The 12,180-nt window shown below is 48.4% G+C and carries 10 protein-coding genes and 1 riboswitch; of the genes, 5 read left to right on the top strand and 5 right to left on the bottom strand.

What is annotated here, in order from left to right; genetic code table 11:
* Window positions 1–14 precede the first annotated feature (14 nt).
* Both SG35_RS27915 and SG35_RS27920 read right to left on the bottom strand, forming a co-directional pair.
* Entirely contained in the window at window positions 15–554 is a 540-nt protein-coding gene (locus SG35_RS27915; RefSeq protein WP_044834364.1) for a hypothetical protein, read from the bottom strand.
* Between the two features lie 13 nt (window positions 555–567).
* A complete protein-coding gene (locus SG35_RS27920) occupies window positions 568–2,415 on the bottom strand; it encodes a tetratricopeptide repeat protein (protein WP_044834365.1) in 1,848 nt (615 codons plus the stop codon).
* 279 nt (window positions 2,416–2,694) lie between these two features.
* Window positions 2,695–2,777, top strand: a riboswitch (cyclic di-GMP riboswitch).
* Window positions 2,778–3,159: 382 nt separating this feature from the next.
* Here SG35_RS27920 and SG35_RS27925 point away from each other — a divergent pair.
* Window positions 3,160–4,176 (top strand): diguanylate cyclase domain-containing protein, encoded by a 1,017-nt coding sequence (locus SG35_RS27925; protein ID WP_044834483.1) that lies wholly within the window; start codon window positions 3,160–3,162, stop codon window positions 4,174–4,176.
* A gap of 14 nt (window positions 4,177–4,190) precedes the next feature.
* Here SG35_RS27925 and SG35_RS27930 read toward each other — a convergent pair whose 3' ends face one another.
* Window positions 4,191–4,511 carry a DUF3630 family protein gene (locus SG35_RS27930; protein WP_044834366.1) on the bottom strand — a complete coding sequence of 107 codons (321 nt, stop codon included), beginning with the start codon at window positions 4,509–4,511 and terminating at the stop codon, window positions 4,191–4,193.
* Between the two features lie 145 nt (window positions 4,512–4,656).
* On the opposite strand from SG35_RS27930, the gene SG35_RS27935 reads away from it, so the two are divergent.
* Window positions 4,657–6,147, top strand: coding sequence for a protein adenylyltransferase SelO (locus SG35_RS27935; RefSeq protein WP_044834367.1), 1,491 nt, complete (start codon window positions 4,657–4,659; stop codon window positions 6,145–6,147).
* A 193-nt stretch (window positions 6,148–6,340) separates the two neighbouring features.
* Window positions 6,341–6,643: a c-type cytochrome gene (locus tag SG35_RS27940; protein WP_044834484.1), complete on the top strand. Its 303-nt coding sequence runs from the start codon at window positions 6,341–6,343 to the stop codon at window positions 6,641–6,643.
* Window positions 6,644–6,741: 98 nt separating this feature from the next.
* Here SG35_RS27940 and recQ read toward each other — a convergent pair whose 3' ends face one another.
* Window positions 6,742–8,547: a DNA helicase RecQ gene (gene recQ / locus SG35_RS27945; RefSeq protein ID WP_420794574.1), complete on the bottom strand. Its 1,806-nt coding sequence runs from the start codon at window positions 8,545–8,547 to the stop codon at window positions 6,742–6,744.
* A gap of 151 nt (window positions 8,548–8,698) precedes the next feature.
* On the opposite strand from recQ, the gene SG35_RS27950 reads away from it, so the two are divergent.
* Both SG35_RS27950 and rarD read left to right on the top strand, forming a co-directional pair.
* Window positions 8,699–9,154 (top strand): thioesterase family protein, encoded by a 456-nt coding sequence (locus SG35_RS27950; protein WP_044834369.1) that lies wholly within the window; start codon window positions 8,699–8,701, stop codon window positions 9,152–9,154.
* Between the two features lie 103 nt (window positions 9,155–9,257).
* Entirely contained in the window at window positions 9,258–10,160 is a 903-nt protein-coding gene (rarD, locus tag SG35_RS27955; protein WP_084692867.1) for an EamA family transporter RarD, read from the top strand.
* A 28-nt stretch (window positions 10,161–10,188) separates the two neighbouring features.
* On the opposite strand, the gene SG35_RS27960 is transcribed toward rarD, so the two are convergent.
* Window positions 10,189–12,099, bottom strand: a complete 1,911-nt coding sequence (locus tag SG35_RS27960; protein WP_053043231.1) for a YfiR/HmsC family protein — start codon at window positions 12,097–12,099, stop codon at window positions 10,189–10,191.
* Between the last annotated feature and the right edge of the window lie 81 nt (window positions 12,100–12,180).

Here is a 12,180-nt window from a genome sequence, read left to right on the forward strand (position 1 = left end):
CCTCTAAAAAGGTCTTACCTTTCCTGCTCCTGGGGCTCTGCGGTTTTCTCGCTGAGACGATCAAGCAACTGGTTGTTTTGTTCATATAACAGCGCCTCTACCAAAGAGATAAAACCATTAAGGTTATTACCCGACCACATGCGTTTGACATGGGACTCGCAGCCGGCAATAAAAGTAGTAAATTCCTTATAAGAATGCTTTTTCTGACTTTCGTAACACTTCTGGGTAATGGCCTTCAATTGCGCCTTACCTTTCATAGACTCCCGGAAAATAAGCGAGTAATTTTTAATTAGCGGGCTAATGATCAGCAGTTGCCTGTCGTCCCCTTCCAGCTGGGCCAGCCTGTCCTTAATGGTTTGCAGCCTGTGCTGGGAAAACTCTTCATACCGGGTCGACACCTGCAATAAAACTTCTACCAGGGATTTATTTTCTTTTTGGGCATTGCTGGCATCACGCTTGGCCAACCGCAACTCCTGCTGCAACTTTTCAGCACGAAAGAAAAAATAAACACTTACCAAGACAAAGATAAGCAATAAAGACAGAACAAAAATCATATTTTACAACCTGTTACGACAAAGACTTATTTCCCATAGAGTCAGTTAATTTCGCCAGAAACACATAGGGATCTATGTCCTGAACACTTGGCACATCATAAGAGAAGGTAATGTTAACTGAAAACTCACCTAAATTGGCAAAAAAACGTACTTTAATTGATTCCGTCAACTTACGTAATTTTTCTTCCACTTCTTGCCCGCTTTGATGGGGGCACAAGAGCAAATATTCTCCTTCATCCAGCATACCCGCCCGATCAAATTCCCCGGAATATTCATTGACTAAAGTCGCGACCGTTTTAGTCACTTCCATCAATATTTTTTTGTTAAAACGAAAGCTCAGCTCTTTCCAATTATTAATGGATAAATAACCTACCGTCAGCGGGTATTCATATTTACGCGCCATTTTATAAGCCAGCTGGTAAATCTGTTTGATCTTCACCGGGCTCGCCAGTACATCCGATGCCTGCTCAACTTCGTCATACGCCAGGTTCAGCTTTTTCGCCCGGTATTTTAGCCAGCCAGCAAGTAAAAACAGCATCAACAGGATCACCAGCACCGCCAAAATCATAATAATTTTTTGCTGTATCTGGTACTTTTCAGAAAAACTGGCATGCAGGGCATTTTTTTCTACCAGCTTAGCCGCCAGCTGTTTGCTTTTCTCACTGGTCAGTAACGCCGGCCCTTCAAGTGCCGGTAAAGGTTTATTCAAGAGAAATTGCTCATGAAGCTCGGTATAGGTAAGCAAAGCGTGCAGGGCCCGGGGAATATCCTGTTGCCCCCGGTACATGGCCGACAATAACGGATATAAATCGATATGCTCCCGGGCCAGCTCCATATTTTCCGCCAGCTTTTCCGCCCGCAGCAAATATGGGTAGGCAGACGCAGGTCCCCGGCGTTCCTGACGGGTTTTCGCTAAGGCGATCAATGTGGTCAGGTAGGGGCTTTTCAGGTTTTCCCCTTTAAATAAATTTTCCGCTGTCACCAGCGCCTTGTCCGCCTCACCATAGGCTCCCTGGGCGAATAGCACCTGTCCCAATCCCAACTGCGCATAACCGACTAAAATCACGGCGGATTTTTCTTCGGCAAAAGTTTTCGCCTCCCAGAAGGCATGATAGGCATCATCGAGTTTGCCGCTAAACCGGTAAGCCTGCGCCAACTGTAGATAGGTTTGTTCTATATTCTTTTTTTTCGATAAATCAAAGCGCATTTTTAAAATAGCTTGCTGCATGCTTAACGCACTTTGATAATCATGCAGGTAAAAGCGGGTTTGTGCCAGCAACTGTAATAACTCCAGGGTTTGGGAAAGCTCCTGATGCCTGGCCAAAAGCTGATCCACCTGGTGCAGATCCGACAGCGCCTGTTCGGCATAATTTAACAGGGCATTACTCATCGCCCGATAGGCCAGCGCCATCAGCCGGTACTTCATCGCCTGTGCCCCATCGGCCAACACTAACATTTCAGCGGCGATATCAAATACCCGCTGAAAATTGCCCCTGGCAAAATGGCCTTTTGCCACCTTAAGCAAAAGATCTAACCGCAGGGATGGCTCAATGATGTTGATTGTCAGGCCGTCTTGGGCAAATTGCATGGCACCGACTAAGTCCCCTTTACTGGCTGCGGCATCCGCAAGCAGGGCAAAGACTTTAGCCAGGGTATTGCTGCTGTAATACTGCCGGTTCTGTACCACCTGACTCGACAAGCTGACCACGGCCTCATAAGGTAAGTTTTCGTCCTGGCGCAAATAATAATCTTCTACCCGGGTTATATTTTCCTCTATCGCTAAATATTCTTGTGTTTGCTGATGTGCCGACACAGGCAGGCCGATCAAACTAAAAAGAATAATCAAAGAGCACAACTTCATCTGTGGTAATCACTCCATTTTTCTGCGCTGAATAAACACCGCAAAAATTAATGCTCGTCGGGCGGGTCATGGTTTATCCCCATAATATACCCTGAAAATATACCGGGTGAACAGGAAAAGCCGGTGTTGATTTTACTTTAAAGAAACAGAAAGCCACCTGCCGGACAGTAGGCATTAAAACAACACAAAATCAAAAACTTAAGAAAGATTTGCTTGTGTGTGAATAATTTTGGTTTACATCTGAAATGTCGGCCTTATAATGTTGGGTGAGCTGAAAAAGCTTGATAAAGGCAAACCTGGTGAAAATCAGGGACGCAAAGTTACCGGCCTAAGGGGAAACCTAGGGTAGCGGAACCACCGGGTTTATACGCTGAATAGAGATATAGTGGGGGCTTATCTTTATTGATCGCTTTCGGTTGTTCCCACGGTAACTTTGCTGGCCTTCCCTCTTTTTTATCCGACATACTTCCCCGTAATTTTATCCGTTTTTTTGTTAACTTTCAGACTTTTGCCATCTTTACAATTTAACGGTAGACCTTCTTCCTGTTTTACAGGAGAATAACCGCTATTCTCAGGCAAGTGATAACAAGCGTTATAAATTAGAGACCATCAAAGGCGAGTAATTTTTTCGTTTGCAATTAACAAGCAAAACGTATCAGCAGCGCCCCTGGCTTGTGGTTTAATTCATGCCCGCTTAACAGCAAAGAACAGCCCGGCAGAAGCATAATAAAAAGAGGTAACGTGGTGAAACACCATGATTCCATAAAACAAGCGAATCAAAAAATGAACCGGGCCATAGCACAACTTCAGCAATGGCAACTGCCCGCCACGCCGGTCAATTATGCCGTGGGTTATGATTATGTCGATGGCAAAAACGCCCCTTTGATCGCCGCAATAAAGCGCCGCCTAAGCCGGCATAAACGCCTCGACGCTTTTTTTATCGAAGAAAGCTATCGCCAGTACATTCTCGGGCAGAGCAAATTCCGGGAAGAGATAGTTACAGACCTTGACAATATCGCAGCCGATCTCGGTCAAAACTGCCAGCGCTCCTGTGCCAGTACCAGCCGTTTTATCGGCGAGCTGGAAAGCGGGGTCGAAGCAATAACCTCAGCAGATCAGGCCAAATCTGCCCGGGCACTGCAGCAGCTACTCAAAAGCGCCACGGCATTAAAACAACAACAGCGTCAGCTGCTAAAAAAATTGAAAAAGTCTCAGCAGCAAACCGCGGTTTTACTGGATGAACTCGAGGAAGTGCGGCAGGAAGTTTATCTGGATCCCTTAACCGGCCTGTTTAATACCAAAGCCATGGCCCAACACCTGGAATTGTGGTTTAAAGAAATCCCCGACAGGAAAATAGCGGCCATCGCCATTAATATCGACCATTTTTTCCAGTACAGCGATAATTTCGGCCCGCTGATCAGCGATGTCATCCTGTCAAAAATCGCCACCAAAATCAGCAGTTATGTCGATAAAAGCGGCTTACCCGTGCGCAGCGGCGGTGATGAATTTGTGATCTTATTGCCGGATATCAACAGCACGGCCGCCAAAGAGATCGCCGAGAAAATCCGCCAGGGCATAGAAAAGTTACGTTTTATCAGCAGCCAGACCGGCACCCGGCTGCCAAAAACCACGATTTCACTGGGGATCAGTGAAATGACGGCCCCCGAGCCGGTACAGCAGGTCTTAATGCGAAGCCGCAAGGCGGTCACCAGGGCACAAAAAGACGGCCGCAACCGGGTGGCCACAGCCCAGGAAAATTAACTTTACCGCTTCACTCAGGACAATTCCTGCACCAGCAGCTGATACATTTCTGTCAATAAGGCGTGATCTTCGCCGCTTTCGGCTTCGAGCCAGCAGGACTGGCTATTGGTTTCAAAATAAAGAATATAACAGACATCGCGCCAGTAAAAATGAACATCCTCCCGGTCCGCACCAACCACAGTATTTTTGGGTGATACCTGCCCCAAGGCTACTAATATCAACTCAGTTAATACCGCAATATCTTCCTGGTACCAGTATGGATTGAAAACCAGGGTGATCATCTGCTGATCGACTAATTGTATATTGGCCGGTAAGTACGAACTGGTTTGCGGCATAAGGGCTCCGGGAAAATATCGAACATAATGACGGCAATATTACTCTGCTTTAGCAAAAGAATAAATCACATCCGGTTATTACGTTTCTCTTATCAGGACATGGTAAGATAACCAGAGTTCCCGCTCAGTAACAGCCAAAACCAAGATGAAATTTTCCAATAGCTACAGCCAGCTCGACAATGTATTTTATCAACGCACTTCCCCCGCCCAGGTATCCAGGCCACAACTCTTGCTGTGGAATCAGGAACTGGCAGATCAGCTACTGTTAACCGGGGACTTTTGCCGGGATAAAGCTTTATTGGCCCAGTATTTCTCCGGCAACCGCATTTTGGAAGGTGCCGATCCGATAGCCCAGGCGTATGCCGGTCACCAGTTTGGCAGCTTTAATCCCCAACTGGGGGATGGTCGCGCCCATTTACTCGGCGAAGTGCTCAGCGATAACGGTTTGCGCTATGATATCCAGCTCAAAGGCTCGGGACAGACACGTTTTTCCCGCCAGGGGGACGGCAAATGCGCCATAGGCCCGGCGGTACGCGAATATATCATGAGTGAAGCCATGTATGCCCTCGGCGTCCCCAGCTCCCGCTGCCTGGCGGTGACGGCAACCGGCGATTTGGTTTTTCGGGAGACGGCCAAACCGGGGGCGGTTGTTACCCGGGTGGCCGCCAGCCACATCCGGGTCGGTACCTTTGAATATTTCGCCGCCCGGGGAGACCTCGAGTCGCTGGAAGCCTTAACCGGATTTGCCATTAATCGCCATTTTCCCGAAATAACCCTCAATAGCGATTTAGATCGCAGTCAGAGAGTACTGCACTTCCTCAGTGCAGTGATCGATAAGCAGATCACCTTGATCGTCAACTGGCTCAGGGTCGGCTTTATTCACGGGGTGATGAATACCGACAATACCGCGATTTCCGGGGAAACCATAGATTTTGGCCCCTGTGCCATGATGGGGATTTATCATCCTGGAACGGTTTTCAGCTCTATCGATACCCGGGGCCGATATGCCTTTGGCAATCAGGCGGCTATCGGCCAATGGAATATGGCACGACTGGCGGAAGCCCTGCTGCCCCTGATAGATGAGATCCCGGAAAAAGCCGTAGCTTTGGCAGAGCCGCTGATCCGGCAATTTTCCCGGGATTTCGAACAGGCATATCAGTTGATGTTAGCCAACAAGCTGGGCATGGCGAGCCTTACCGCGCAAAGCAACGAACAGGCAGGCGGGCCGACCGCTTCATTGGCCGAAGACTTGTTAGCCCAAATGCAGGAGCAGGAATTAGATTATACCCAAACTTTTGCCAGACTGACCTTATCGCTGGAAAATGCTGAAGAAGCAGCAAAACTCAGTCACGAACTGGGTCCCTGGTACGGCAAATGGCGTACTTTGCTGACTGATGAGGGCATAACGGCCGATACGGCAAAATCCCTAATGGCAGACACCAACCCTGTAGTGATCCCGAGAAACCACCATGTCGAGGCCATTTTAACGGAATACGAACAAAGCGGGGATAGCCGGGAGATTGACGATTTTCTCACCGTATTGCGTACTCCCTATAAGTTATTGCCGCAAACCCAAAAATTTCAGGATTTACCCGCCGACGGCGATCGTCATTATCGTACTTTCTGCGGTACTTGAGCCACTGAAAAACACCGGTAGCAGGGGAGCAGAAAACAGTAAAGGAATAAAAGTGCCACTTATGAATTTTTTTAACTTTTATTTGATTTGGAACCAATTTAATTCTAAAAAAATCAAGGACAGCTTAGCGCTTTTTACATATAATCGCCCCAGGCATAAATAAAACTTTACTCCTCAAAGAGAGATGAAAACTATGAAAAAACTTACTCTTGCCGTTACGGCAATGGTTATGATGACGGCTCCGGCTTTTGCCGGTGGTGATGCGGCTAAAGGTAAAGCCAAAGCAGCTATGTGTGCGGCATGTCATGGTGCAGCCGGTATCTCAGCTATCCCTATGTACCCTAACTTAGCCGGTCAAAAAGAAGCTTACCTGGCCAAGCAACTGAAAGATTTCAAAAGCGGAGCCCGTAAAGATCCGGTAATGGCGCCTATGGCCATGCCGCTAAGTGATGATGACATCGCGAACCTTTCCGCTTACTTTGCCGGCTTAAAATAAGCCTCTGTTTATTTGAAAAACCAAGTACGAATTACCTAAAAAACGCTCATTGAGCGTTTTTTTTTTGCTTGTATTTTTATTCACACATACCAAGTCTGTTAACCGGTATGTTCCTGGATCAGATCTAAGAAAGGCTTGCCGTAACGGGCCAGTTTAACATCCCCGATACCGCTGATATTGAGCATGGCACGGGTGCTTTTGGGCTGGATACGGGCCAGCTCAGACAAGGTGGCGTCATTAAAGACAATAAAGGGTGCAATATCTTCGGCATCGGCAATCTCTTTACGTAATGAGCGCAGCTTGGCAAATAGCGCACGATCGTATTGTTTTTCTTGCTGTTTACTTTGCCAGTAACTGGCCTGCTGCAATCTCGGACTGGCCAGCATCAAAGGCTCCTGCGCTTTTAATACCGAGCGCGCCTCTTGTGTTAGACACAGACAAGATTGCCGGGAAATATCCTGCTGCAGGTAACCCAGGTGGATCAGCTGGCGGATAATGGAAAACCAGTAACCCGGGGTCTTGGTCCGGCCGATGCCAAAAGTGGAGACTTTGTCATGGGTTGCTTTCATGATTTTCGGGGTACTTTGCCCGCGCAAAACCTCGATCACATATTGAATGTCCCCTTGCTCTTTAATGCGGTAAACGCAAGACAACACTTTTTGCGCCGCTTCGGTGGCATCAAACAAACTGGGGGGATCCAGGCAAATATCACAGTTGCCGCAACCCTGCTCGGTAAATTCGGCAAAATAGTTAAGCACCACCTGGCGGCGACAGGTTTGCGCCTCCACAAAACCGGTCATTGCCTGAAAGCGCTGCAACTCGACATTGACCCTTTGCTCGTTTTCCCCCTGGGAAATACGCTTTTTAATGCGGCCGATATCCTGATCATCATATAAAAACAGTGCCTCCGCCGACAAACCGTCCCGGCCGGCGCGGCCAATCTCCTGATAATAGCCTTCCAGGGTTTTCGGCGGCTCAAAATGGATCACAAAACGCACATTCGGCTTATTGATCCCCAAACCAAAGGCTACCGTCGCCACCACCACCTGGATGTTGTCTTTGGTAAAACCTTCCTGGACCGAATTGCGGATCTCCACTTCCATACCCGCATGGTAAGCGGCACAATTCACCCCTTTAGTGGCTAAAAACTTCGCAAGTTTTTCCACCTGCCAGCGGCTGTTGCAATAAACGATACCGGACTCTTCGCCTCTTTTGCGAATATAACCGAGGACTTGCTGGTCGCCATCATATTTTTCCGCCAGGGTATAACGGATATTGGGACGGTCAAAGCTGTCCAGATGAATATAGGGCTCCCGCAGCGCCAGCTGGTCAAGAATATCTTTGCGGGTAGTGACATCGGCGGTAGCGGTTAACGCCATCACAGGCACATGCGGAAATGTTTCTTTTAAACAGTTCAGCCGGGTATAAGCCGGTCTGAAGTCATGCCCCCACTGGGAAATACAATGGGCTTCGTCTATGGCAAACAAGCTGATATTTAAATCTGCCAGCCCCTGCAGGAAATAGCCCTGGGTCAGGCGTTCTGGGGCAACATATAAAAGTTTAATTTCATTATTGCCCAAACGACGGAAAATATCGTTAATGGTTTGCTGATCCAAACTGGAATTAACAAAGGCCGCGGGGATTCCCTGGTGGGTCAGGCTGTCCACCTGATCTTTCATCAAGGCAATCAGGGGAGAAATCACTATGGTCACCCCCGGCAGCATCACCGCAGGCAGTTGGTAACACATGGATTTTCCGCCGCCGGTCGGCATCAGCACCAGGCTGTCCCGGTTTTGCAGCAAATTGGTAATGATCGCTTCCTGCCCGGGGCGGAACGACGAATAACCAAAATGATGTTTTAAAGTCGCAAGCAACTGCTCTTTTATCGTGTCAGGGGATGGGATGTTCAACAATAAAGCCAGTTTATAATGAGAATGGCGGCATTTTACCCCAGACAGGCATAATCCGTGGAGAATTATTTTATGATCCCGGCAATTAAATGCTAGTCTAATAACACAACACATCAGACCAGCTTGCAGCAGACAAGTAAAAACTATGGACAAGCAATTAATATATAAACAAATAACCGAGTTCTGGATGAACAGTATCCCCTTCAACCAGGAGCTGGGTATACGCATCACCCGCTTTGACAGTGAAGAATCGGAAATTCGTTTTGACTGGCAGGATAAGTTGATCGGCAACCCGTTGCAAAAAATCTTACATGGCGGCGTGACCGCCTCGGCGCTGGACTTTACCGGCGGCATGGTCGCCGCCGCCAATATCATCGACCAGCTCGATGATATGTCACCGCAAATGATCCAAAGCAGTTTGGGCAAACTCGGCACCATAGATTTACGTACCGATTTTCTTCGTCCCGGCAGGGGGGAAGAGTTTATCGTCACCGCCAAAGTGATCCGCAGCGGCAGCAAAGTTGCGGTCACCCGGATGGAAATGCATAACGAGCAGGGCCAGCATTTAGCCTTCGGGACAGGCACTTATATGGTGGGCTAGCCCCTCAGTCGTTAACATAAACTCAGGCTTAGATGGTGGGCGCGACAGGGCGGCTGTGCTATCATGCCGCCCTGTCGCAGTATCACACAAACCCCGAGTTATTATGTCTACATCCCCGTCATTATCCACAGAAAAAAGAAACGGCATTGTTAATGCGGTAAGTGCTTATTTAATGTGGGGCATAGCCCCGCTGTATTTTAAGTTACTGACCGATGTCGGGGCGGATGAAATCCTGGTGCACAGGGTCATTTGGTCCAGCCTGCTGTTATTGCTTGTGGTGATCGCCATGAAGAAATGGCCGCAGGTCAAAGCCTTGATGCAAGAGCCCAAGCTGTTATTCCGCCTGACCTTAACCGCAGTGATACTGGCAAGCAACTGGTTTTTATTTATCTGGGCGATTAATAACGATCACTTGCTTGATGCCAGTCTGGGCTATTATATCAATCCCCTGCTCAGCGTTGCCCTGGGCATGATTTTCCTCGGCGAACGCCTGAGAAAGTGGCAAAAATTTGCCGTGATACTGGCGATTATCGGGGTTTTGATCCAGCTGGTGATGCTGGGTTCGTTACCTGTGATTTCCCTGGCGCTGGCGGGCACCTTTGGTGTCTACGGCTTATTGCGTAAAAAAATGCAGGTGGACTCCTTTGTCGGCCTGCTGGTGGAGTCCAGTTTGATGGTGCCGATTGCCCTGCTTTATTGGGGCTTTTTTATCTCCAGCCCGACAACAGACATGTTCAGCAACAGCCTAAGCTTAAATGTCACCTTGGTTATGGCCGGGGTGGTGACCACGGCGCCGCTGTTATGCTTTACCGCCGCCGCCAAACGCCTGACCCTTTCCGCCCTGGGCTTTTTCCAATATATAGGGCCGAGCATCATGTTTGTCCTGGCGACTGTCCTTTACAATGAGCCGCTGCAGACAGCCAAACTTACCACCTTTGTTTTTATCTGGCTGGCGTTGGTGATCTTCAGTTATGAGTCTTTCAGGGGAAGAAAAGCTACCGCTTAATTGCCGTTAACACCTCAGGCGTGCCCGGTTATGTCGGATCGGGCACCCTTTGCGGCAAGACAATGGTAAAGGTTACCCCCTGATCCGGCGCGCTCTTAATGGCGATCTCTCCTGCAAGGTTCTTAATGATAATGTTATAGACAATGTTCATGCCCAGCCCGGTGCCGCCCATGTTCCTTTTGGTGGTAAAAAACGGTTCGTAAATATTGTTTTGTACTTCCTGGTTCATGCCGTGACCATCGTCCTGGTAAATCAGCTTGACCCCGCCGCCAGACAGTTGCTCCAGCCGGATTGAAATCGTGCCCGCGCTTTTATGCTCGAAACCATGTTTGATGGAGTTAGTCACCAGGTTTGTCAATACCTGGGCAAAAGCCCCGGGGATCGTGGTAATAGTCACATCCAGATCACCGGAAAACCGATATTGCACCTGATGCTTTTTCATTTCTGCAAACAAGGTGCTCATGACTTCCTCGATATAATCGTGCAGGTTGATCTCCCTGGCTTCCCCCACCACTTGATCGGCGGCGACCTGTTTAAAGTTATTGAGCAGGTCGATCACCCGCTCAAGCGCCTGGGTATTCATTTTCGAAGACTGCTCTATGCTACTGAAGTATTTTTCCATCTTGGCTTTGGTTAGCTTACCGGCGCTGTACTGCTGACGGATAGCCTGGGTACTTTCCATGCCCATACTGGTGGAGGTCACGGCAATCCCCAAAGGGGTATTGATTTCATGGGCAATACCCGCCGTCAGCGTGCCTAAGGAAGCCAGCTTCTCCGACTGGATCAGTTGCTCCTGGGTATCTTTAAGGTTATTCAGGGTGGCACTGAGCGTGGCCGTGGTTTTTTTGTTTTTGATAAACAACAGCACCACTAAGGCGGATACGCTCAAGGCCACCAGGACCAATACCGTGGTAATGGCCAGATACGTTTGCTGCTCGTCAATAATTTCATTACGGTTAAGCAATTCCTTTTTTTGTTGTTGCAGCTGCGCCAGTTGTTGGTCGATATGAACTTGCTGTTCCAACAGGATATCCCGGTTTGCATCGATTTTTTTCGCCATTTTCTGGTTAGCCAACTCTTGCGCCACCACGGACTCCTGCTGGGTTAACAATTCTTTTTCTGCCCCGTCCAGCAACTCCACTATGCTGGTTAACTCTTGCTCCTTATCCTTGAGTCCTTGCAATTTTTCCGCAATATCACGTTTTAGCACATTTAATTCTTGCTGCTGCTTATCCAGCTCAGCGGTTCTTTGCTTGAGCTTGAGATCCAGCTCGGTCAGTTGTTTTTGTGAGCTGGCCAGGGCCTGCTGTTGCACCATGATCTTTTTATTCAAACTGATCTCCCTTTGCCGGGTTTTCTGCATCGCCAGTTCGGTTTCCCGGTATAAGGTAGCAACATCAAGCTCAGTGCCGCCAAATAACAGCAGCTCGGCCGACATGCTCAGTCCCTCGTAGAGGATATTCGATTTATTGACTTCAAAGGAGATTGCCGATGTTTGCGCATTACTGCGTAAATTGATCATCACATCATGCCTGTACTGGCTTTCATCGGTGATCACCAGGGTATGGGTTTGCCGAAAAAGTGTAGTTAACCTCGGTACGTCGGCATTGTGATGGGCGGGAATGTAGAGCAGATCCTGGCCTGTTTCCCGTTGCGGCTGCTCAAGGGCAATCACGGAAATGCTTTTGCCTTTGACCTTGCGCTGTGACAGGGAGGTTTTTAAAATCCGGTAGAATTTGGCATCGTCATAAACGGCAATAATATAGCCGCTTTTGTTGTTTTCATCCGGCCAGGTAATATGTTTAATGAAATTAAATAAATAGGCGGCTTTCACCTGGTCGCTGTCAAGATCTTGTGCCCCGGCTGAGTGGCCGGGATAGCTCAGCAGGTAAAGCAACAACAAAACCGTGATATGACGAAGTAACGGCCTCCACACCATAGATATTGCTCTCTTTCATCAGCAGAATAGCCACTTAGTTCAGATCGTTTTCCATCTTAGCGCTGTGATAAGAGGCAACAG

Origin of the sequence: Thalassomonas actiniarum (assembly GCF_000948975.2) — a bacterium.
Classification (GTDB): Bacteria; Pseudomonadota; Gammaproteobacteria; order Enterobacterales; family Alteromonadaceae; genus Thalassomonas; species Thalassomonas actiniarum.